The sequence below is a fragment of the Nonomuraea sp. MTCD27 genome (assembly GCF_041950495.1).
Lineage (GTDB): Bacteria > Actinomycetota > Actinomycetes > Streptosporangiales > Streptosporangiaceae > Nonomuraea.
In genome coordinates this window covers 426,197-447,216 of the sequence record NZ_JBGNUW010000006.1, presented here as the reverse complement: position 1 = coordinate 447,216, position 21,020 = coordinate 426,197, and the positions used below count along the sequence as shown (strand labels likewise).

Below are 21,020 nucleotides of genomic sequence, written 5' to 3'. Positions count from 1 at the left end.
GGTTTGGATGGGGGAGAGGGCGGGGGCGGGCGGCCCCGCCGTCCACAGGTCGCCTCGGTCTGCGAGCGATGTGAGGCGCCCTCCCCGTCCCCGGCGTGCCCGCTGGGCGGCCCTTGGCCGGTCTCAGCCGGTCTTGGCCGAGGTCGAGCAGGATGAGCAGGTGCCGAAGACCTCGACCGTGTGGGTGATCTCGGTGAAGCCGTGCTCGCTGCCCACCATCTCGGCCCACCGCTCGACGGCCGGGCCGGCCACCTCCACGGTGCGGCCGCAGCGGCGGCACACCAGGTGGTGGTGGTGGGTGTCGGTCGCGCACGCCCGGTAGACGGACTCGCCGTCGTCGGTGCGCAGGACGTCGACCTGGCCCCCGTCGGCCAGCGCCTGCAACGCGCGGTAGACGGTCGTCAGACCGATCTTCGCCCCGTGCAGGCGCATCTCGGCATAGACGTCCTGCGCGCTGCGGAAACCCTCGCTCCTGCGCAGGGTGTCGTGCACGGCATCGCGCCTTGTCGTCATGCGACCTCCTCGACGCGCAGCGTTGGTCGCTCGCTCATTGTCGACTCCTGGGTACGGCCTCGCCGTACGAATTTACCGACACCGAGCGCCAGGACGAAGCCGGCGAGCGCAAGAAGCACGATCGCGGCCCCCGGCGGGACCTTGGCGGAGTACGTGGAGGCGAGCAGCCCGCCCACGGAGGCGAGCACGCCGAACAGCATGGCCAGCCCCATCGTGGTACGGAACCCGCGCGTGAGCTGCTGGCTGGTGGCCACCGGGATCACCATCAGCGCGCTGACCAGCAGCAGGCCCACCACCCGCATGGCGATGACCACGGTGAGCGCCGCCGTGACGGCGATGAGCAGGCTCAGGAAGCGCACCGGCAGGCCGCTGGCCCTGGCCATCTCCTCGTCCTGGCAGAGCACGAACAGCTCCCTGCCGAAGATCACGACGACCGCGATCACGAGGACGGCCAGCGCGGCGATGACCCAGATGTCCTGGGGCGTGACGCTGGCGATGGCGCCGAACAGGTAGGAGTTCAGCTTGGCGTTGCTCCCGCCGGGCGCGATGCCCATGAGCATGACGCCGCCCGCGATCCCCCCGTAGAACAGCAGCGCCAGGGCCACGTCGCCGCTGGTGCGCCCGCGTGCCCTGACCAGCTCGATGGCCACCGCGCCGGCGATGGACACGAGGACGGCGGTCAGCACGGGCGTGGTGCCGGTCAGGAAGCCCAGGGCCACGCCGGTCAGCGCCACGTGCCCGATGCCGTCGCCCAGGAGCGCCAGCCGGCGCTGCACGATGAACGTGCCGACCGCGGGCGCGCACAGGCCCACCAGCAGCGCCGCGATCAGCGCGAGCTGGAAGAGCTCTTCCTGCAGAAGTTCGAAGATCACCTTGGTTCCCCCTGCCACCCGGTGAGCGGGCCCACGACGGGCCCGGCGACATGCTCCGGGGCGTGCGGGTGCTGGTGCTCGTGTCCCGGCCGGGCGCAGTCGCCCTCGGGGCGCGGCGGCCGGCCGTCGTGGGCGACGCGACCCTCGCGGATCACCACGCCGCGCGTGATGATCGGCTCCAGCGGACCCAGCTCGTGTGCCACGAGCACCACGGTCTTGCCGGCGAGGACGAGCCCGGCCATTGTGTCGGCCAGCAGCCGCTGGGTCTCGGCGTCGACGCCCGCGGTGGGCTCGTCCATCACGTACGTGTCCGGCTCCCCGGCCAGCGCGCGGGCGATGAGCACCCGCTGCTGCTGCCCCCCTGACAGCGACTGGACGGGGTCGTTGGCGCGGTCGGCCAGCTTGACGGCCTCCAGCGCGGCGGCCACGGCCGCCTTGTCGGCCGCGCTGGTCCTGCGCAGCCTGCTCTGCCGGGCGATCCGGCCCGAGGCGACGACCTCGCGCACGGTCGCGGGCACGCCGCCGCCGACCTGGAGCCGCTGCGGCACGTAGCCGATGCGCCACCAGTCGCGGAACCTGCCCGGCGGGGTGCCGTACACCAGGGTCTTGCCGCTGGTCAGCGGCGTGAGACCGAGCAACGTGCGGACCAGCGTCGACTTGCCCGACCCGTTGGCGCCCAGGAGGGCGACGACCTCCCCGGGACAGACGGTCAGGTCGATCCCTCGAAGGACGGGCTTGCCGTCGAAGGAGACCCGGCCGTCGGTCATCGCGAAGGCCGTTTCGTTCATGCCGTACACCCCAGTGCTGTTTGTAGGGTTTTGAGGTTATCGCGCATGGCGGACAGGTAATCGCCCGAGGGCTTGCTTTCCAGCGGGTCCAGCACGGCGGTCTTGGCGCCGACCTGGCTCGCGAGCACCTCGGCCACCTTCGGGCTGACCAGGGACTCGGTGAAGATCGTAGTGACGCCCTCGGCCTTGGCCAGCTTGGCGACCTCCGACAGGCGGGCGGGGGACGGCTCGGTCTCCGGGTCGAGCGTGATGCCGACCTGCTTGAGCTTGTAACGGTCGGCCAGGTAGCCGAACGCCTCATGTGCCGTGACCAGCGTCTTCGTCTTGCAGGTGGTCAGGCCCTGGGTGAGCTCCTGGTCGAGCGTGCCGAGCGTGGCGGCCGTCTTGGCGGCGCGGTCCTTGTAGCCCTGGGCGTGCGCGGGGTCGGCCGTGGCCAGGCGCTCGCCGAGCTTGGTGGCGACGGTGGCCAGGCGTGAGGGGTCGAGCCAGAGGTGCGGGTCGTACGAGACCTCCTCGTGGCCGTGCTCCTCCTCACCTTCCGCGTGTTCCTCCTCGGCGGGCTCGCCGGCGGGCAGGGTGGTGACGGCGGTGGCGGCGTCGAAGCTCTTCTCCGGGTCCACGGCGTCGTCCACGGCCGGCTGGACGCCCTTGATGTAGACGGTGAGCGCGGCGTTCTTGATCTCCGTCACCTGCTGGATGCCCAGCTCCAGGTCGTGCGGCTCGACGCCGGGCGCGGTCAGCACCTTCACCTGCGCGTCGGATCCCCCGACCTGCTCGCTCAGCCACTGCAGCGGGTAGAAGGCCGCGACCACCTCGGGCTTCGCGCCCGCAGCCGGAGTGGCGGTCTGCGCGGTGCCGGAGCCGCAAGCAGTGGCGGTGAGCAGGGACGCTGTGGCCAGTAGACCGACAGCACACGACCGGGAAAATCCTGACATCATGTGAGTCAGTATGCGCCAAAATGAAAATGGTTGTCAAAACGCACCAAGGGCGCGCAGTGGGATGCCGACGGCGGCTGGGGGCCAGGCGCGCCGTGCGGCATCCCGTCATCACCCCGGTGATCGTGCGCCGGCAGAGCCGTTGCCGACGCCCGAGGTGACGCTTTCACCCGCGCTCTCGCCCGCGGTTTCCCATGAGCGCAGCCGCCGTCCGCCGGTGTGGACGCTCATCGAGTCGCCGTCACCCCCGCTCCGGTGAGCCACCGTGCGTATGGCCTGCGGCGACGCCTTGCCGCAGACGCCGCGGGAGGAGGTGGTGGAGAAGGTGCGGGGTTCCCGCGCAGGTCGTCGACGGCCGCGCGCTGCTCTTCTGGCGGCTCGGCGCCGCGGCATCTCAGATCCAGGCGGTCGTGGCTCATGATCCCTCCATTCGGTATACGGTATTCCAGCTAGCCCGCCCGGACAACGTTCTCGCTCAGCAGGTCGCTCACCGCGTGGATCGCGCGCAGCGTCGGCACCTCGGCGCCGGTGAGGTCGGCCAGCTCGACGACCGCGGCCAGCAGCACGTCGAGCTCCAGCGGTTTGCCCTTCTCCAGGTCCTGGAGTGTGGACGTCTTGTGCTCGCCCGCCTTCTCCGCGCCCCGCAGGCGGCGCTCGATGGAGATCCCCGGATCGCAGCCCACCCGCCTGGCCACGTCCACCGTCTCTCTCATCATGGCCACGACCAGTTCCCTGGTGCCGTCGTGGCGGCAGATCCCGGCCATCGTCGCCCTGGCCAGCGCGCTGATCGGGTTGAAGGCGATGTTTCCCATGAGTTTGATCCAGACGTCCCGGCGGAGGTCGCGCTCCACCGGGCACTTCAGCCCGCCCGCGACGGCGGCCTGGCTGAACTCGGCGCACCGCTCGGTCAGCTCGCCGTTGGGCTCGCCGATGGAGAAGCGGGTGCCTTCGAGGTGGCGGATCACGCCCGGTTCCTCGATCTCGGTGGCGGCGTAGACGACGCATCCGATCGCGCGGTGCAGGGGCAGTGCGGACGTCACCGCGCCCTCCGGGTCGACGCTCTCGATGCGGTAGCCCTCGTACGGGCCCTTGAGTCCGTGGAAGTACCACCACGGAATGCCGTTCTGCGCGGCGATGATGCTCGTGGTCTCGTGCAGGAGCGGCTTGATCATGGGGCCCGCGGAGGCGTAGCTGTTCGCCTTGAGGCCCAGGAAGATGTGGTCCACCGGTCCGACCTGGGTGGGGTCGTCGGTGGCATGGGGATGGGCGGTGAAATCGCCCCTGGGGGTGAGCACCCGCACACCGGCACTGCGTATCGCCTGGAGATGCTGGCCTCTCGCGATGAGGTGCACCTCGGCTCCCGCCCTGTGGAGGGCGGCCCCCACGTATGCGCCGATGGCGCCGGCGCCAAGAACAGCGACCTTCATGCTCGCGCTCCGTTCTCGCGTCGGGTTGTAAGCACGGGGCCCCGTAGCTGCGGCGGCCGCGTGATGCGAACCGCCGTAAATACGGGGCCCCGGTGCTTGCGGCGAGTCGCTGGACGAGACCCGCCGGTGCATTCGGTATACAGTATGGAAAAACGCGGGTCAAGGAGTGTCCTTGTGACCGTTTTGCGGCTTGTGCCGGAGATGGAAGCGATGCCATGGGGCTCCGCGCGGGCCATCCCGGTGGAGGTGGACGCGCCGGCGGTCGTGCCGCCGGGGGTGGGCCGGGGAGCGGATCGAGCTGATCGACTTCCCACTGAGCTGATCGAGATAGCGCCGGGGGGCTAGACAGGCCCAACGAGAGGGAGTAACCATTGCGTTCATACGGTATGCAGTATGCGGAAGACAGAGAGCTTCGTCGCCGGGAAAGGGTGGCATGATGTCCGAAACGATCTCGGGTGGTCATCTCGTAGCCAAGGCACTGAAGGCCGAGGGCGTGGACGTGATCTACACGCTCTGCGGTGGCCACATCATCGATATCTACGACGGCTGCGTCGATGAGGGCATCGAGGTCATCGACGTACGCCACGAGCAGGTGGCCGCGCACGCCGCGGACGGCTACGCGCGCATCACCGGCAAGCCCGGCTGCGCCGTGGTCACCGCCGGGCCGGGCACGACCGACGCGGTAACCGGCGTGGCCAACGCCTTCCGCGCGGAGAGCCCGATGTTGCTCATCGGCGGCCAGGGCGCGCTGAGCCAGCACAAGATGGGCTCGCTGCAGGACCTGCCGCACGTGGACATGATGACCCCGATCACCAAGTTCGCCGCGACGGTGCCCAGCACGGAACGGGTGGCCGACATCGTGTCGATGGCCTTCCGGGAGTGCTACCACGGGGCACCCGGGCCGGCGTTCCTGGAGATCCCGCGTGACGTGCTCGACGCGAAGGTGCCGGTGGAGAAGGCCCGCATCCCCGCGCCGGGCCACTACCGCGCTTCGACCCGCCAGCAGGGCGACCCCGAGGCCATCGAGCGGCTGGCGGACCTGCTGGCGCACGCCGAGAAGCCGTGCATCCTGCTCGGCAGCCAGGTCTGGACGTGCCGGGCGACCGACGCGGCCATCGACTTCGTCAGGTCCCTGAACGTGCCGGCGTACATGAACGGCTCGGGCCGCGGCACGCTCCCGCCCGCCGACCCGCACCACTTCCAGCTCAGCCGCAGGTACGCCTTCACCGAGGCCGACCTCATCATCATCGTCGGCACCCCGTTCGACTTCCGGATGGGCTACGGCAAGCGCCTGTCGCCGACCGCCAAGGTCGTCCAGATCGACCTCGACTACCGCACTGTCGGGAAGAACCGGGACATCGACCTGGGGATCGTGGGCGACGCCGGCCTCATCCTCTCGGCGGTGGCCCAGGCCGCGAGCGGCCGCATCGAGAACGGCGCGGCCCGGCGCAAGGAGTGGCTGGAGGAGCTGCGCGCCGTCGAGACCCAGGCGTACGAGAAGCGCCTGCCCCGCCAGCTCTCCGGCGCCCAGCCCATCGACCCCTACCGCCTGGTCCACGAGATCAACGAGTTCCTCACCGAGGACACCATCTACATCGGCGACGGCGGCGACATCGTCACCTTCTCCGGGCAGGTCGTGCAGCCCAAGTCCCCCGGCCACTGGATGGACCCCGGGCCGCTCGGCACGCTCGGCGTCGGCATGGCCTTCGCGATGGCCGCCAAGCAGGCCCGGCGCGACAAGGAGGTGCTGTGCCTGTTCGGTGACGGCGCCTTCAGCCTCACCGGCTGGGACTTCGAGACGATGGTCCGCTTCGACCTGCCGTTCATCGGCGTCATCGGCAACAACTCCTCGATGAACCAGATCAGGTACGGCCAGGCCGCCAAGTACGGCGAGGAGCGCGCCCGCGTCGGCAACACCCTCGGCGACATCCGCTACGGGGAGTTCGCCAAGCTCCTCGGCGGCTACGGCGAGGAGGTGCGCGACCCGGCCGAGATCCGCCCCGCGCTGGAGCGAGCCCGGCAGTCCGGCAAACCCTCGCTGATCAACGTCTGGGTCGACCCAGAGGTCTACGCCCCCGGAACCATGAACCAGACCATGTACAAGTAGGGGAACTCCGACATGAAGGCTCTCGAAGGTGTCCGCGTCCTCGACATGACCCATGTCCAGTCCGGCCCGTCGGCCACCCAGCTGCTCGCCTGGCTGGGCGCCGACGTGGTCAAGCTTGAGGCCCCCACCGGCGACATCACCCGGCAACAGCTCCGCGACGTGCCCGATGTCGACAGCCTCTACTTCACGATGCTCAACTGCAACAAGCGCAGCATCACCCTCAACATGAAGAGCGAGCGCGGCAAGGAGATCTTCACCGAGCTGGTGAAGAGCGCAGACGTCCTCGTGGAGAACTTCGGCCCCGGCGCGGTCGACCGCATGGGCTTCCCCTGGGAACGCCTCCAGGAGCTCAACCCCCGCCTCGTCTACGCCTCGATCAAGGGCTTCGGCCAGGGCCGGTACGCCAAGTTCAAGGCATACGAGGTGATCGCCCAGGCCATGGGCGGCTCGATGAGCACCACGGGCTTCGAGGAGGGACCGCCGCTGGCGACCGGCGCCCAGATCGGCGACTCGGGCACCGGCATCCACGCGGTGGCCGGCATCCTGGCGGCCCTCTTCCAGCGCAACCAGACCGGCCGCGGGCAGCGCGTACAGGTGGCCATGCAGCACGCCGTGCTGAACCTGTGCCGCGTCAAGCTGCGCGACCAGCAGCGCCTGGCGCACGGGCCGCTGCGTGAATACCCCAACAAGACGTTCAACGACGAGGTGCCGCGCTCGGGCAACGCCAGCGGCGGCGGCCAGCCCGGCTGGGCGGTGCGCTGCGCCCCCGGCGGGCCGAACGACTACATCTACGTCATCGTCCAGCCGGTCGGCTGGAAGCCGATCGCGAACATCATCGGCCGGCCCGAGCTGGCCGAGGACCCCGAGTGGGCGACGCCGGAGGCCCGGCTGTCCAAGCTGGACAAGATGTTCCAGCTCATCGAGGAGTGGACGATCCGGCACGACAAGTGGTCGGTGCTCGACCGGCTGAACGCCGAGAACATCCCGTGCGGGCCGATCCTGTCCACCAAGGAGCTGGTGGAGGACGAGAGCCTGCGCGAGGAGGGCATCGTCGTCTCGGTGGAGCACCCGGAGCGCGGCGAGTTCGTGACCGTCGGCAGCCCGCTGCATCTGTCCGACTCGCCGGTGGACGTCCGCACCCCGCCGCTGCTCGGCGAGCACAACCAGGAGATCTACGGCGAGCTCGGCGTGAGCGCGGACGAGCTGAACGAACTCAAGACGAACGGAGTCATCTAGTGGCCGCCAGGGAAGTCATCGAGAAGGCGCTCGCCGAAGGGCGCACCGCCCTGACGGCTCCCGAGGGCCGCGAGCTGTGCCAGGCGTACGGCATCGCCACCCCGGGCGAGGGCCTGGCCACCTCGGCCGACGAGGCCGCGCGGCTGGCCGGGGAGATCGGGCTCCCGGTCGTGCTGAAGATCGTCTCGCCCGACATCCTGCACAAGACGGACGCCGGCGGCGTGCTGGTCGGCCTGAAGACCGTCGAAGAGGTGCGGGAGGGGTACGACACGATCCTGGCCAACGCCCGCGCCTACAACCCCGACGCGAAGATCGACGGCATCCAGGTGCAGCAGCTCGTCGGCGGCGGCCACGAGGTTATCGTGGGCGCGGTCACCGACCCCACCTTCGGCAAGATCATCGCCTTCGGTCTGGGCGGTGTCCTAGTTGAAGTACTTAAGGACGTGACCTTCCGGCTTGCCCCGGTTTCGGGTGATGATGCGCTTGGGATGCTGGACGACATCAAAGCGGCCGAGATTCTGCGCGGTGTACGGGGCGCCGAGCCCGCCAACAGGGACGCGCTCGCGGCCCTGATCGAGCGCGTAGGCCGGCTCGTCACCGACATCCCCGAGATCGTCGAGATCGACCTCAACCCGGTCTTCGCCGACGCGAACGGGGCGGTCGCCGCCGACGTGCGCATCCTCATCGGCGAGCCGCAGCCCGAGGTCGTCCGGCTGTCGCGCGAGGAGATCCTGCGGCAGATGACGCGGATCTTCAAGCCGCGCTCGGTCGCCGTGATCGGCGCCTCGGCCGAGTCCGGCAAGATCGGCAACTCGGTCATGAAGAACCTCATCAACGGCGGCTACCGGGGGCAGATCTTCCCGATCAACCCGAAGGCCGACGAGATCATGGGGCTGACGGCGTACAAGAGCATCGGGGACGTGCCCGGCGACGTGGACGTGGCCGTGTTCGCGATCCCGGCCAAGTTCGTGGCGCCGGCGCTGGAGGAGGTCGGCGAGAAGGGCGTGGCGGGCGCGGTCATGATCCCGTCCGGGTTCGCCGAGACCGGGAACGTCGAGGGCCAGAAGGAGATCGTCGAGATCGCCCGCAGGCACGGCGTGCGCATGCTCGGCCCGAACATCTACGGCTACTACTACACGCCGGAGAACCTCTGCGCGACGTTCTGCACGCCGTACGACGTCAAGGGCAGCGTGGCGCTGACCTCGCAGAGCGGCGGCATCGGCATGGCCATCCTGGGCTTCAGCCGCACGACCAAGATGGGCGTCTCGGCCATCGTCGGCGTCGGCAACAAGGCCGACGTGGACGAGGACGACCTGCTCACCTTCTTCGAGCAGGACGACAACACCAAGGCCGTGGCCATGCACCTGGAGGATCTCAAGGACGGGCGCGGCTTCGTCGAGGCCGCCCGCCGGGTGGTCAAGGAGAAGCCGGTCATCGTGCTCAAGGCCGGGCGCACCGCCATGGGCGCGCGGGCCGCCGGCTCGCACACCGGGGCGCTGGCCGGCGACGACAAGGTGTACGACGACATCCTGCGCCAGGCGGGCGTCGTGCGCGCGCCGGGGCTCAACGACATGCTCGAGTACGCCCGCGCGCTGCCGATCCTGCCCGCGCCCAAGGGCGAGAACGTCGTCATCATCACCGGTGCCGGCGGCTCGGGCGTGCTGCTCTCCGACGCCATCGTGGACGCCGGGCTGACCCTCATGGACATCCCGGACGACCTGGACGCGGCATTCCGCGCCTACATCCCGCCGTTCGGCGCGGCGGGCAATCCCATCGACATCACCGGCGGCGAACCCCCCTCGACCTACGAGAACACGGTCCGCCTCGGCCTGGCCGACGAGCGCATCCACGCGCTGGTCCTGGGCTACTGGCACACGATCGTGACGCCGCCGATGGTATTCGCCGAGCTCATCGCGCGTGTGGTGGCGGAGGAGCGGGCGAAGGGCAACGTCAAGCCGGTGGTGGCATCGCTCGCCGGCGACACCGAGGTTGAGGAGGCCAGCGAGTACCTGTTCGAGCACGGCGTGGTCGCGTACCCGTACACGACAGAGAAGCCCGTGGCGGTCCTCGGTGCGAAGTACCGCTGGGCCAGGGCGGCCGGGCTGCTGGGCTAAGAGCCGAGCCACAGCAGCGCCAGGCGAGGGGGCTTAATTCGGGGCGCACGAGGAAGGCAACAACCCCCCAGGAGGTCCGTAGGTGGACACATCGAACACACCACCGGCGACGGCCACGCCGCCGGTCGAGGATGAACGAGTATGGAAAGCGGGCCGGCTTGAGCCGATGCCCATCAGGAAGCTCCCCGACGCACCTCCCTCGGTGCACATTCTCGGGCCGACGGTCTTCCTCGTCGCGCTGGGCGTGGGCATGGGCGAGTCGTACATGTGGCCCAGGCTGGTGCTGCTGTTCGGGCCCGAGATCAGATGGCTGTTCCTGATCGGCGTCACCCTGCAGGCCGTGGTGATGCTGGAGATGGCCCGGTACGCCATGGCCACGGGGGAGAGCATCTTCTCCGGCGCGGCCAGGGTGTTCAAGCCACTGATGTGGTTCTTCTTCATCGTGGCGATCGCCGTCTACATCTGGCCGGGACACCTGTCGGCGGGAGCGGCGGCGTTCGAGGAGATCACCGGAATACCCTGGGTGGTGACCGCGGTCGCCGGGTTGATCCTCGTCGGCGTGGTCTTCACCCTGGCCAAGGTGATCTACAACCTGCTCGAGAACGTGCTGTCGCTGCTCATCGGCGCGCTCGTGCTCGGCACGGCCGTGGTCGCGGCCATGGTGGGCTCCTGGGGAGACGTGGTCACCACGATCAGCGGCATGTTCTCCTTCGGCTACCTGCCGGCGGAGGCCATGTCGGCCGCCTGGTTCCCCGTCATCGTGGGGGCGTGCGCGTTCGCCGGACCGTCGGGCATGCAGCAGATGTGGTACACGCTGCACCTGCGCGACTCCGGGGCCGGCATGGGCGTGCACATCCCGAAGGTGCGCGGGCTGCGGCACGCGGGCGAGGAAGAGGAGATGCCCTCCCGCGGGTTCATGTTCGACACCGAGGACCCGGCGGAGATGGCCAAGTGGAGAGGGTGGCGGCGCTGGGTCACTTTCGACGCGCTGCTGCTGTTCTGGGGCATCACCATGCTGGTCACGATCTCCTTCACGGTGATCGCCCAGTCGGCGGTGCGGCAGAACCCGGACGTCCGGACGGCCATTCAGGGCGACGACCGGGAGGTGGCGCTGTCCGCGATGGCCGACGCCGTCTCCTCGGCGGGCAGCTCGGTTCTCGGGGTCGTGTTCCTCGGGTTCATCGCGCTGATCGGCCTGAACGCGACGCTGGGCCTGTTCGACTCCTTCTCCCGGGGTCAGGCTGACATGACCTTCAACTTCGTCCGCGGGGCGAAGAAGCTGGGCATGTCGCGCCTGTACGGGATCTTCCTCTGGGGCGTGATCCTCTTCGGGATCCTGATCCTGCTGTTCGGCCCGGCCGACGGTCCCAGCGGGATCCTGGACACGCTGGCGTTCCTGTCCACGTTCGCCATGGGCGCGTACTGCGTGACGCTGCTCCTGGTGAACAACCGCATGCTGCCCAAACCGATCAGGCCCAAGTGGTGGACCAACGTGATCATCGGGTTCGGTGCGGTGTTCTACCTCGGAATGCTCTTCTACAGCCTGTTCGCCTACGGCGTGGTCGTGGGCTGATGGGAGGACGGCACAGCCTCGAACTCGCCCTGCCCGGGGCGTCGATCGGAGCCGTCGCCGGTGCCATGGCCGGTGGGTTGACCCTGCTCGCGGGGCAGCCCACCGGGATGGCCGCGCTGTCGGCCCTGGCGCTCGCCGCACCGCTCGCCCTCTTCGGCGGCCTGTACGGCGTGCTCCTCGGCCACGGCGTGTTCCGGCCCGGCACGTTCGGGCCCGTCGGCCTGTACTGGATGGCGGCCTTCCCGGTCTCCCGGCTCATGCAGGAGAGCGTGGCCGGGGTCGGCATGGCCGACGGCATCCCGCTGTTCCTGGCGTACCAGGCGATGGTCAGCCTCGGCTTCGCGATCGGCTTCGTCTGGCTGCACGAGCGGCTCATGCCGCACTGGCTGGTCCGCCGGGCCGGCGACAACCCGATCGCCAAGGACCTGCTCGCCCAGTACATCCGGTACGCACAGATGGTGCAGACGAGGAAGGGAGCACGTAAGTGAATCTGCCCTTGTGGATCTGGCTGGCCACGATCGGCGGCTTCTGTCTCGTGCTCGCTTTCGACTTCTGGCTCGTCGCCCGCAACCCCCACGAGCCCTCCTTCAAGGAGTGCGTGGGCTGGGTGTCGTTCTACGTGAGCCTGGCCGTGGCCTTCGGCGTCGGCCTGCTCGTGTTCTCCGGCCCCGCGCACGGAGGGGAGTTCTTCGCCGGGTGGATCACCGAGTACTCGCTCAGCGTGGACAACCTCTTCGTCTTCCTGCTGATCATGAGCAGGTTCCAGGTGCCGCGGCAGTACCGCCAGAAGGTCCTGCTCATCGGCATCATCCTGGCGCTGATCATGCGCGGCGGCTTCATCGCGGCCGGCGCGGAGGCCGTGGCCAGGTTCGACTGGCTCTTCTACGTGTTCGGCGCCTTCCTCGTCTACACCGCGTGGAAGCTGATCGGGCACGAGGACGAGGAGGCGGAGTTCTCCGAGAACCTCGCCCTGCGCACGGTTCGCCGGGTGCTCCCCACGACGGACACCTATCACGGCGCCCGGCTCACCGTGCATCACGGGCGCAGGATGGTCACCCCGATGCTGATCGTGATGGTCGCGATCGGGACCACCGACCTGCTGTTCGCGCTGGACTCCATCCCGGCCATCTTCGGCCTCACCAAGGAGCCCTACCTGGTCTTCACCGCCAACGCCTTCGCCCTCATGGGGCTGCGGCAGCTCTTCTTCCTGATCGGCGGGCTGCTCGACCGGCTCGTCTATCTCAGCAAGGGCCTGTCGGTGGTGCTCGCCTTCATCGGCGTGAAGCTGATTCTCGAGGCCCTGCACCATGACGGGGTGTCGTGGGCGCCGGAGATCCCGATCATGGTGTCTCTCGGGGTCATCCTCGGCACTCTCGCCGTCACCACGGTGCTCAGCCTGATCAAGTCGGCTCGCGACGCCAAGTCGAAGGTGGTGGAGCCGGAACCCGTGGACCGCTGAATCGGGCCGCGCGCGGGGGCGGAGGCTGCTTACGGGTGGCCGCCCCCCTGCCGCGGCTCAGCGGCATGCCCTGGCTCAGTGGCGAGGGCTCTTGCGCACGTCGTGCTCCGCGCTCCAGCGGCGCAGGTAGCTGTCCACCTCATCGGCGGAGTAGTGCTTTCTGAGCGCTGCGCTCAGGCCGATCCCGATGGCTCGGCCGTCTGCTGCCTGGCCCATGGGATCACCAAGGAGAAAGCGGATGAACGCCTTCATTGTCATGCACCTCCAATCCGTACTGCTCCCAGCCTCTACCCGAGGTGTTTCGGAGCATGTGGTCTTCTGTGAACGCCAGGTCAACCCAGCTGGCGGGGGCGGCGCCGGCGGACGGGCTTGGGCGCCGGCTCCACCGGCTCGCTCTCCCGCTGCTCCATGTAGGAGGCACGGGTGTGCTCGGTGTGCTCCCGCATGATCTTCGCCGCCCGCCGCTCGTCGCCGGCCTCGATGGCGTCGATCAGCGACGTGTGCTCGTCCCACGAGGCCATGCCGCGCTGGCGGGCCACCGGCGTGTGGTACCACCGCACCCGCCTGGCCACCTGGGCGGCCAGCTCGGCCAGGACCCTGTTGCCCGACAGGGCGGTCACCAGGGCGTGCAGCTCCGAGTTGGTCGCCACGGCGCCGTCGACGTCGTCGGACTGCACCGAGGCGATCCCGCGGGCGCACAGGGCGCGCAGCCGCTTCACGCCGTCCTCGCCCGCGTGCTGCGCGGCGAGCCGGGCGGACTCGGTCTCCAGCAGCGTGCGGACGGCGAGCAGCTGGTCGGCCTCCTCCAGCGTCGGGACGTGCACGAACGCGCCCTGCCCCGGGTGGAGGTCGACCCAGCCCTCGCCGCTGAGCTGCTGCAGCGCCTCGCGGACCGGCTGCCGGGAGACCCCGAGCAGCTCGGCCAGCTCGCTCTCCACGAGGTGCTGGCCGGGCTTGAGCTGACCGGAGACGATGAGCTCTTGGATAGCCTCGATCACGCTCTCCCTGAGCGTGGCAGGGCGGGGAATCTTGGCGGCCGCCGCCTGACCGGCCTGATCCGACACCAGCATGGTCACGTCTCCAGGAGTGCGTTAAAGTTTTTGGTCGACTGCCTACAGCATACCGTGTAGGGGTTAGCCACGCCCGTGAGTCTCATCACAGCGCGTCGCCTGGTCGCAGGCGTCATAGGGGGCGTCATAGGGGGATGGTGGCGGGCAGGCCGGGGATGCGCAGGCGCGGGGTGGCCAGGGCGGGCAGGGCCGCCAGCGCGGCGGCCGCGAGGAGGGCGGCGCCGGGCGCGGTCAGGGCCGTGAGGGCCAGGGCGACGGCGACCACTCCGGCGACGGCCTTGGCGCTGTAGACGACCGCGTGGATTTCGGTGGCCCGCTCGGTGCCGAAGAGCTCGCGTACGAGGCTGGCGAGCAGGGGGTAGAACGCGCCCCCGCCCAGCCCGGCCGCGACGACCCCCAGCCACAGCAGCGCACTCCCGACCACCGCTCCTTGCGCGGAGGCCCCCAGCGCGCTCCCGCCCGCCGCCGCCAGGGCGTCCCCGGCCGCCGTGCCGGGAGCCGTCCGGGCGAGCGCGCCGGCGTTCTGGACGGCCACGGCCAGCAGGATCTGCCCCAGGGCGAGCGCGCCGAAGACGGTGGCCAGCACCCGCCTGCGGCCGAACAGCTCCGCCGCCCGCATGGCCACCGACCGGCCGGCCCCGTTCAGCGCCACCAGCAGGGCCAGCGCGCCCCACGTCCCCGTGCCCGCCACCACGATCACGTCGAAGACCGACACGGCGCCCGCGCAGGTCAGCAGCAGGGCGAGTGCCGGCAGCGTGCGCGTGCGCATGGCCTGGGCGAGCCCGAACTGCTTGACCGCCTCCGGGCTCGTCCGCAGCCGGGCCGCGTCCAGGGCGTGCGTGCGCGGGTCCACGTCGCCGGGCCACCACAGGGCCGGGGGCAGGCGCAGCCACCGGGCCGCCGTGCCGATGACGGCCACCGCCAGGACGGCGGCGACCAGGAAGGCGGCGGTCGTGGCGCCCGGGGCGATCCCGGTCCAGACCAGCAGGGGCACCGCGCCGTACCCGAAGGCGCCGGTGATCAGCCCGACCCGGGCGGCGGGCCGTTCCGGATACCAGGAGGCGACGACCTCGCCGCACACCCCGTAGACCAGCCCCGCCCCCAGCCCGCCGAGCAGCGCGTAGCCGGCGAGCGCGGCCAGGCCGGGGCCGGTGAGGGCGGTCGCCGCGAGGGCGGGACCGGCGAGGGCCGCCGTGGCGAGGCCGAGGCCGCTCAGCGCGGCGCCGGCGGCCAGGCAGGCGCGCACGGTCAGCCGCCCGCGGCGGACGAGGTGGAGGGCGGGCAGGGCGCCCGCGGCCTGGCAGGCGATCCAGACGGCGAGCAGTGTCAGGCCGGCCGCCTCCTTGGCGAGCAGCGCGGCGTAGCCGTACTGGAGCGGGCCGATCGCCGCCATCGCGGCCAGGGCCAGCCAGAACATCCGGGTGCGGTCTGCGGGAACGGGGCCGGGACGGTACGAGCGCCCGCGCCAATCCTTAACTGCATTCTCCATACTGTATGGAATATCCAGAAGACAGTCCGCTGTCGAGACCCTTTACGAAGGATACTCCATACGGTATACCGTCTACAAAGGAGGCTCGAATGGACCTGTACGAGTACCAGGCGAAGGAGCTCTTCGGGCGTCACGGGATCCCGGTTCCCGCAGGCGGGGTCGCGGCCACGCCGGCCGAGGCCCGCGCGATCGCGGCCGAGCTGAACGCGCCCGTAGTCATCAAGGCCCAGGTGAAGACCGGTGGACGGGGCAAGGCAGGCGGGATCAGACCGGCGGCGGGACCGGTCGCGGCCGAGGCGGAGGCCGATCGCGTCATCGGGATGGACATCAAGGGGCACATCGCGCACCGCGTGCTGGTGGAGGCCGCGACGGTGCCGTTCGAGGAGTACTACGCGGCCTTCCTGGTGGACCGGGCCGAGGGTGGGTTCCTGGCGATGGTGTCGGCCCAGGGCGGCATGGAGATCGAGGAGCTCGCGGCCACCGACCCCGACGCCCTCGTGAAACTGCCGATCGACCCCGTGGCGGGCGTGGACGCCGACACCGCCCGGCTGCTGGCCGCCAAGGCCGGGCTGCCCGAGCAGGCGGCCGAGGTGCTGGAGCGACTGTGGAAGGTGCTGGTCGCGGAGGACGCCCTGCTGGTCGAGGTGAACCCGCTGATCTGCACCACCGACCAGCGGATCATGGCGCTCGACGGCAAGGTGACCCTCGACGACAACTCCGCCTTCCGCCACTCCTGGGAGGACTACGGGGAACGGTCCGAGAGCCTGGAGGCCAGGGCCAGGGCCAAGGGTTTGAACTACGTCAAGCTGGACGGCAAGGTCGGCGTGATCGGCAACGGCGCGGGGCTGGTCATGAGCACGCTCGACGTGGTCGCGGGGGCCGGCGCCGACCCCGCCAACTTCCTGGACATCGGCGGCGGGGCCTCCGCCCAGGTCATGGCCGACGGGCTGGAGATCATCCTGGCCGACCCCGACGTACGGTCGGTGCTGGTCAACGTCTTCGGCGGCATCACGGCCTGCGACGCGGTGGCGAACGGCATCGTCACGGCACTCGAACTCCTCGGCGAGCGGGGCCACGGCAGGCCCATCGTCGTGCGGCTGGACGGCAACAACGCCGAGGTGGGCCGGCGCATCCTCAGCGACGCCAGGCACCCGGCGGTCCGCCAGGTCTCCACCATGGACGGCGCCGCCGAGATGGCGGCCAGACTCGCGGCAGGTGCGTAAATGGCGATCTTTCTGACCAAGGACAGCCGGGTTCTCGTCCAGGGCATGACGGGCGCGGAGGGCACCCGGCACACGGCCCGCATGCTCGCCGCCGGGACCGACGTCGTGGCCGGGGTGACGCCCGGCAAGGGCGGCCGGTCGGTGGACTTCGGGGAGCGCTCGGTGCCGGTGTTCGGCTCGGTGGCCGACGCGGTGTCCGGGACCGGGGCCGACGTGTCGGTGATCTTCGTGCCGCCGCGGTTCACCGCCTCGGCGGTGGAGGAGGCCGTCGAGGCCGGGGTGCCGCTGTGCGTGGTGATCACCGAGGGCGTCCCCGTGCACGACGCCGTACGCTTCCGCGCCCTGGCGAACGGCCGGACCCGGATCATCGGCCCGAACTGCCCCGGCCTGATCAGCCCCGGCCAGTCCTCGGCCGGGATCATCCCCGCCGACATCACCTCGGCCGGGCGCATCGGGCTGGTCTCGAAGTCGGGGACGCTGACGTACCAGCTCATGTACGAGCTGCGCGACCTCGGCTTCTCCACCGCCGTCGGCATCGGCGGCGACCCCGTCGTCGGGACCACGCACATCGACTGCCTGCGGGCCTTCCAGGACGACCCGGGCACCGACGCCATCGTGATGATCGGCGAGATCGGCGGCGACGCGGAGGAGCGGGCCGCGGCCTACATCGCCGCGAACGTCACCAAGCCCGTGGTCGCGTACGTGGCCGGGTTCACCGCGCCGGAGGGCAAGACGATGGGGCACGCGGGCGCGATCGTGTCCGGCTCGTCCGGGACCGCCCAGGCCAAGAAGGAGGCCCTGGAGGCGGTCGGGGTCCGCGTCGGGCGCACTCCCTCGGAGACGGCCCGCCTCATGCGTTCGGAGCTGACGCGGTGAAATTCGACGTCAACCTGTCCATTCTGCTGACCGACCTGCCGCTGCTGGAGCGCCCGGCCGCGGCGGCGAAGGCCGGGTTCGACGCCGTCGAGCTGTGGTGGCCGTTCGACACGCCGGAGCCCACGAGCGCGCAGCTCGCGGACCTGCGGCAGGCCATCGAGGAGGCCGGGGTGCGCCTGGTCGGGCTCAACTTCGACGCCGGCGACATGGCGGCGGGCGAGCGCGGCCTGCTGGCCAGGCCGGACGGCTCGGCCCGGTTCCAGGCCAACATCGAGCCCGCGGTGCGGCTGGCGGGCGAGCTGGGCTGCACGGTGCTCAACGCCCTGTACGGCAACGGCCCCGGCACCGTCCGGGACCTGGCCGTGGCGAACCTGCGCAGGGCGGCCGACGCGGCGGCCGGCATCGGCGCGACCGTGGTGGTCGAAGCCCTCAACTCCCACGAGAACCCGAAATATCCGATCACGTCGGCGGGGGCGGCGTTCGAGCTGATCGACCAGGTGGAGCGGGACAACGTGGCCTTCCTGGCCGACCTGTACCACCTGCACCGGATGGGCGAGGACGTCCTCGCGCTCATCGACCGGCACACGGCCCGCTTCGGGCACGTGCAGGTCGCCGACGACCCCGGGAGGGGCGGGCCGGGGAGCGGGCGGATGCCGTACCCCGAGATCTTCGCGCGGCTGGAGGCGGCGGGCTACCGCGGCCACGTCGGCCTGGAGTACCGGCACGAGGGGCCGGGCGCGTTCGACTGGAGGCAGGGATGAACATCGGGTTCGTCGGCTTGGGGATCATGGGCAGCCCGATGGCGGCCAATCTCCTCAAGTCCGGACATGTCGTGACCGGATATGACGTGAGCGCCGCGCGGGTCGAGCAGCTCGCCGGACTGGGCGGCAAGGGCGCCCCGAGCGTGGTGGACGCGGTCGCCGGCGCGGACGTCGTCATCACGATGCTGCCGGACTCGCCGCAGGTGGAGGAGGTGGCGCCGCTCGTCATCGAGTACGGCAAGCCGAACCTGCTCTACATCGACATGAGCACCATCAAGCCCGAGACCTCCCGCTGGGTGGCCCGGCAGGCGGCGGCCGTCGGCGTACGCGCCCTGGACGCCCCCGTCAGCGGCGGCGAGCGCGGCGCGATCGACGGCACCCTGTCGATCATGGTGGGCGGGGCGGCCGAGGACGTCGAGGCGGCGGCACCCGTACTCGGCCGGCTCGGCACGACCGTCGTGCACGTCGGCCCCGCGGGCTCCGGACAGACCGTCAAGGCGGCCAACCAGCTCGTCGTCGGCGGCATCTACGGGCTGGTGTCGGAGGCGATCGTGCTGCTGGAGGCGTCGGGCGTGGACCCGGTGGCCGGGCTCGACGTGCTCGCCGGCGGCCTGGCGGGCTCCCGGATCCTGGAGCTCAAGCGGCACACCATGGTCAAGCGGGAGTTCGCCCCCGGGTTCCGCATCGACCTGCACCACAAGGACATGGGCATCGCCGTCTCCGCCGCCCGCGAGGCCGGCGTCAGCCTGCCGCTCACCGGGCAGGTCGCCCAGCTCGTGGCCGCGGCCCGGGCGCAGGGCCACGGCTCGCTCGACCACTCCGCCCTGCTGAAGGTGATCGAAAGGCTGAACGCATGAAAAGAGTGCCTTGCATGGAGGCCGTGGTCGCGGTGCTGGAGTCGGAGGGCGTGGACACGGTCTTCGGCATCCCCGGCGCGGCCATCCTGCCGCTCTACGCCGCGCTCCAGCACAGCTCGATCCGGCACATCACCGTGCGCCACGAGGAGGGCGGCACCCACGCGGCCGACGGCTGGGCCCGGGTGACCGGGAACGTCGGCGTCTGCATCGGCACCTCCGGCCCGGCCGGCACGAACATGATCACCGGCCTCTACACCGCGCTGGCCGACTCGATCCCGATGATCTGCGTCACCGGCCAGGCCGTGAGCTCCAAGCTGCACCAGGAGGCGTTCCAGGCGGTCGACATCGTGGAGATCGCCAAGCCGGTGACCAAGTGGGCGGTGCAGCTCAAGGAGCCCGCCCAGGCGCCGTGGGTGTTCAGGGAGGCGTTCCGGATCGCCCGCTCGGGGCGGCCGGGTCCGGTGCTCATCGACCTGCCGGTCGACGTCCAGCGCGGCACCTGCCTGTACGACCGCGACCTGGACGCGCCGCTGCCCGTCGAGGTGCCGAAGCCGCTGCCCAAGGTCGTGGGCGCGGCCATGGACCTGCTGGAGGAGGCCAGGCGGCCGATCATCCTGGCCGGCGGCGGCGTCATCATCGGGGAGGCGTACGACGAGCTGCGCGCGCTGGCCGAGCACCTCCAGGTGCCGGTGCAGGTGACGCTCATGGGCAAGGGCGCCTTCCCCGAGGACCACCCGCTGTTCGCCGGGATGGCCGGGATCCAGACGCAGACGCGGTGGGGCAACGCCGCGTTCCTGGAGAGCGACCTGGTGCTGGCCGTGGGGGCCAGGTTCGGCGACCGGCACACCGGCGACCTCGACGTCTACCGCCGGGGGCGCAAGTTCGTGCACGTGGACATCGACCCCATGCAGCTCGGCCGGGTCTTCGAGCCCGACCTCGGGGTCGTCGGGCACGCCCGGCCGGTGCTCGCCGAGCTACGCGACGAGGCGCGCCGCCGGGGCGGGCCGCGCGAGCCGGGCAAGTGGGTGCGCAAGGTCGGCGAGCTGCGCAGCACCCTGGTGCGCCGGGACGACTTCGACGACGTGCCGATCAAGCCGCCCAGGGTGTTCAGGGAGATCAACGAGTATTTCCCCAGGGACACCACGTTCGTCACCGCCATCGGGCTCTACCAGATCTGGTCCGGTCAGTTCCAGACGACGTACCTGCCGCGCCGCTACCTGGTCTGCGGCCAGGCCGGGCCGCTGGGCTGGGAGGTGCCGGCGGCCATGGGCGTCAAGCTCGCCCATCCCGAGCGGCAGGTCGTGGCGGTGGTCGGCGACTACTCCTTCCAGTTCCTGATGGAGGAGGTGGCGGTGGCGGCGCAGTACCGGGTGCCGTTCGTCATCGTCATGATCAACAACGAGTACCTGGGCCTCATCAGGCAGGCGGAGCTCCCGTACGGCATGAACTACGCCGTCGACCTGCACTACGGGGAGGGCGGCATCGACCATGTCAAGGCCATGGAGGCGTTCGGCTGCCCGGCGCGCCGGGTGGAGGTGCCCGGCGACATCCGCGACGCGCTGGCCTGGGCGAGCGCCGAGGCGGCGCGCGAGCGGCTGCCGGTGCTGGTCGAGGTGATGGTGGAGCGCGAGGCGAACGCCGCCATGGGGCCCTCGCTGGAATCGATCAAGGAGTTCGAGCCGCTGCCCGAGCTCATCACCGCCGACTGGTCGGACTGAGG

General features: G+C 70.6%; 19 protein-coding genes. 11 read left to right on the top strand and 8 right to left on the bottom strand.

The features are described 5' to 3' along the window. Window positions 1-123: 123 nt before the first annotated feature. The 5 genes from ACBJ59_RS20910 to ACBJ59_RS20890 form a co-directional block, all read right to left on the bottom strand. Entirely contained in the window at window positions 124-513 is a 390-nt protein-coding gene (locus ACBJ59_RS20910; protein ID WP_375111881.1) for a Fur family transcriptional regulator, read from the bottom strand. Then, a complete protein-coding gene (locus ACBJ59_RS20905) occupies window positions 510-1,382 on the bottom strand; it encodes a metal ABC transporter permease (protein WP_375111988.1) in 873 nt (290 codons plus the stop codon). The genes ACBJ59_RS20910 and ACBJ59_RS20905 overlap by 4 nt, the downstream gene beginning before the upstream one ends. After that, complete coding sequence (locus ACBJ59_RS20900; protein WP_375111880.1) at window positions 1,382-2,173, bottom strand: metal ABC transporter ATP-binding protein; 792 nt, start codon at window positions 2,171-2,173, stop codon at window positions 1,382-1,384. Before ACBJ59_RS20900 ends, ACBJ59_RS20905 begins: the two co-directional genes overlap by 1 nt. After that, complete coding sequence (locus ACBJ59_RS20895; protein WP_375111879.1) at window positions 2,170-3,111, bottom strand: metal ABC transporter substrate-binding protein; 942 nt, start codon at window positions 3,109-3,111, stop codon at window positions 2,170-2,172. Before ACBJ59_RS20895 ends, ACBJ59_RS20900 begins: the two co-directional genes overlap by 4 nt. Window positions 3,112-3,557: 446 nt before the next feature. Beyond that, window positions 3,558-4,535, bottom strand: coding sequence for a 2-dehydropantoate 2-reductase (locus ACBJ59_RS20890; protein WP_375111878.1), 978 nt, complete (start codon window positions 4,533-4,535; stop codon window positions 3,558-3,560). A gap of 433 nt (window positions 4,536-4,968) precedes the next feature. Here ACBJ59_RS20890 and ACBJ59_RS20885 point away from each other — a divergent pair, with 433 nt between their 5' ends. From ACBJ59_RS20885 to ACBJ59_RS20860, 6 genes are all read left to right on the top strand, one after another. Beyond that, window positions 4,969-6,642 carry a thiamine pyrophosphate-binding protein gene (locus ACBJ59_RS20885; RefSeq protein ID WP_375111877.1) on the top strand — a complete coding sequence of 558 codons (1,674 nt, stop codon included), beginning with the start codon at window positions 4,969-4,971 and terminating at the stop codon, window positions 6,640-6,642. A 12-nt stretch (window positions 6,643-6,654) separates the two neighbouring features. Next, window positions 6,655-7,878 carry a formyl-CoA transferase gene (gene frc, locus ACBJ59_RS20880; RefSeq protein WP_375111876.1) on the top strand — a complete coding sequence of 408 codons (1,224 nt, stop codon included), beginning with the start codon at window positions 6,655-6,657 and terminating at the stop codon, window positions 7,876-7,878. Then, on the top strand, window positions 7,878-9,992 hold the full coding sequence (locus ACBJ59_RS20875; protein WP_375111875.1) for an acetate--CoA ligase family protein: 2,115 nt from the start codon (window positions 7,878-7,880) through the stop codon (window positions 9,990-9,992). Before frc ends, ACBJ59_RS20875 begins: the two co-directional genes overlap by 1 nt. Before the next feature lie 166 nt (window positions 9,993-10,158). Further along, the gene (locus tag ACBJ59_RS20870) at window positions 10,159-11,565 is read left to right on the top strand and encodes an Nramp family divalent metal transporter (protein WP_364123589.1); all 1,407 of its coding nucleotides are present in this window, start codon (window positions 10,159-10,161) and stop codon (window positions 11,563-11,565) included. Beyond that, on the top strand, window positions 11,565-12,053 hold the full coding sequence (locus ACBJ59_RS20865; protein ID WP_364123591.1) for a hypothetical protein: 489 nt from the start codon (window positions 11,565-11,567) through the stop codon (window positions 12,051-12,053). Before ACBJ59_RS20870 ends, ACBJ59_RS20865 begins: the two co-directional genes overlap by 1 nt. Further along, window positions 12,050-13,024, top strand: a complete 975-nt coding sequence (locus tag ACBJ59_RS20860) for a TerC family protein (protein ID WP_375111874.1) — start codon at window positions 12,050-12,052, stop codon at window positions 13,022-13,024. Before ACBJ59_RS20865 ends, ACBJ59_RS20860 begins: the two co-directional genes overlap by 4 nt. A gap of 75 nt (window positions 13,025-13,099) precedes the next feature. On the opposite strand, the gene ACBJ59_RS20855 is transcribed toward ACBJ59_RS20860, so the two are convergent. From ACBJ59_RS20855 to ACBJ59_RS20845, 3 genes are all read right to left on the bottom strand, one after another. Beyond that, window positions 13,100-13,276, bottom strand: a complete 177-nt coding sequence (locus tag ACBJ59_RS20855) for a hypothetical protein (protein ID WP_375111873.1) — start codon at window positions 13,274-13,276, stop codon at window positions 13,100-13,102. An 80-nt stretch (window positions 13,277-13,356) separates the two neighbouring features. Continuing rightward, the gene (locus ACBJ59_RS20850) at window positions 13,357-14,094 is read right to left on the bottom strand and encodes a GntR family transcriptional regulator (RefSeq protein ID WP_375111872.1); all 738 of its coding nucleotides are present in this window, start codon (window positions 14,092-14,094) and stop codon (window positions 13,357-13,359) included. A gap of 124 nt (window positions 14,095-14,218) precedes the next feature. Further along, window positions 14,219-15,583, bottom strand: a complete 1,365-nt coding sequence (locus tag ACBJ59_RS20845) for a hypothetical protein (protein WP_375111871.1) — start codon at window positions 15,581-15,583, stop codon at window positions 14,219-14,221. An 89-nt stretch (window positions 15,584-15,672) separates the two neighbouring features. On the opposite strand from ACBJ59_RS20845, the gene sucC reads away from it, so the two are divergent. The 5 genes from sucC to gcl are packed head-to-tail and all read left to right on the top strand — an operon-like array spanning window position 15,673 to window position 21,018. Next, window positions 15,673-16,806: an ADP-forming succinate--CoA ligase subunit beta gene (sucC, locus tag ACBJ59_RS20840; protein WP_364123601.1), complete on the top strand. Its 1,134-nt coding sequence runs from the start codon at window positions 15,673-15,675 to the stop codon at window positions 16,804-16,806. Beyond that, on the top strand, window positions 16,807-17,682 hold the full coding sequence (gene sucD, locus ACBJ59_RS20835; protein WP_375111870.1) for a succinate--CoA ligase subunit alpha: 876 nt from the start codon (window positions 16,807-16,809) through the stop codon (window positions 17,680-17,682). It begins immediately after the preceding gene. Beyond that, a complete protein-coding gene (locus tag ACBJ59_RS20830) occupies window positions 17,679-18,443 on the top strand; it encodes a hydroxypyruvate isomerase family protein (protein WP_375111869.1) in 765 nt (254 codons plus the stop codon). The genes sucD and ACBJ59_RS20830 overlap by 4 nt, the downstream gene beginning before the upstream one ends. After that, window positions 18,440-19,300, top strand: coding sequence for an NAD(P)-dependent oxidoreductase (locus tag ACBJ59_RS20825; protein WP_375111868.1), 861 nt, complete (start codon window positions 18,440-18,442; stop codon window positions 19,298-19,300). The genes ACBJ59_RS20830 and ACBJ59_RS20825 overlap by 4 nt, the downstream gene beginning before the upstream one ends. Next, the gene (gene gcl, locus ACBJ59_RS20820; protein ID WP_375111867.1) at window positions 19,297-21,018 is read left to right on the top strand and encodes a glyoxylate carboligase; all 1,722 of its coding nucleotides are present in this window, start codon (window positions 19,297-19,299) and stop codon (window positions 21,016-21,018) included. The genes ACBJ59_RS20825 and gcl overlap by 4 nt, the downstream gene beginning before the upstream one ends. Window positions 21,019-21,020 lie beyond the last annotated feature (2 nt).

Excerpts from the sequence above, each read along its gene's own strand:
- ACBJ59_RS20890 (WP_375111878.1), bottom strand. The coding sequence starts at position 4,535 with ATGAAGGTCGCTGTTCTTGGCGCCGGCGCCATCGGCGCATACGTGGGG.
- ACBJ59_RS20885 (WP_375111877.1), top strand. The coding sequence starts at position 4,969 with ATGATGTCCGAAACGATCTCGGGTGGTCATCTCGTAGCCAAGGCACTG.
- ACBJ59_RS20825 (WP_375111868.1), top strand. The coding sequence starts at position 18,440 with ATGAACATCGGGTTCGTCGGCTTGGGGATCATGGGCAGCCCGATGGCG.
- ACBJ59_RS20865 (WP_364123591.1), top strand. The coding sequence starts at position 11,565 with ATGGGAGGACGGCACAGCCTCGAACTCGCCCTGCCCGGGGCGTCGATC.
- ACBJ59_RS20895 (WP_375111879.1), bottom strand. The coding sequence starts at position 3,111 with ATGATGTCAGGATTTTCCCGGTCGTGTGCTGTCGGTCTACTGGCCACA.
- sucD (WP_375111870.1), top strand. The coding sequence starts at position 16,807 with ATGGCGATCTTTCTGACCAAGGACAGCCGGGTTCTCGTCCAGGGCATG.
- ACBJ59_RS20900 (WP_375111880.1), bottom strand. The coding sequence starts at position 2,173 with ATGAACGAAACGGCCTTCGCGATGACCGACGGCCGGGTCTCCTTCGAC.
- gcl (WP_375111867.1), top strand. The coding sequence starts at position 19,297 with ATGAAAAGAGTGCCTTGCATGGAGGCCGTGGTCGCGGTGCTGGAGTCG.
- ACBJ59_RS20855 (WP_375111873.1), bottom strand. The coding sequence starts at position 13,276 with ATGAAGGCGTTCATCCGCTTTCTCCTTGGTGATCCCATGGGCCAGGCA.
- ACBJ59_RS20845 (WP_375111871.1), bottom strand. The coding sequence starts at position 15,583 with ATGGAGAATGCAGTTAAGGATTGGCGCGGGCGCTCGTACCGTCCCGGC.
- frc (WP_375111876.1), top strand. The coding sequence starts at position 6,655 with ATGAAGGCTCTCGAAGGTGTCCGCGTCCTCGACATGACCCATGTCCAG.
- sucC (WP_364123601.1), top strand. The coding sequence starts at position 15,673 with ATGGACCTGTACGAGTACCAGGCGAAGGAGCTCTTCGGGCGTCACGGG.
- ACBJ59_RS20910 (WP_375111881.1), bottom strand. The coding sequence starts at position 513 with ATGACGACAAGGCGCGATGCCGTGCACGACACCCTGCGCAGGAGCGAG.
- ACBJ59_RS20870 (WP_364123589.1), top strand. The coding sequence starts at position 10,159 with ATGCCCATCAGGAAGCTCCCCGACGCACCTCCCTCGGTGCACATTCTC.
- ACBJ59_RS20850 (WP_375111872.1), bottom strand. The coding sequence starts at position 14,094 with ATGCTGGTGTCGGATCAGGCCGGTCAGGCGGCGGCCGCCAAGATTCCC.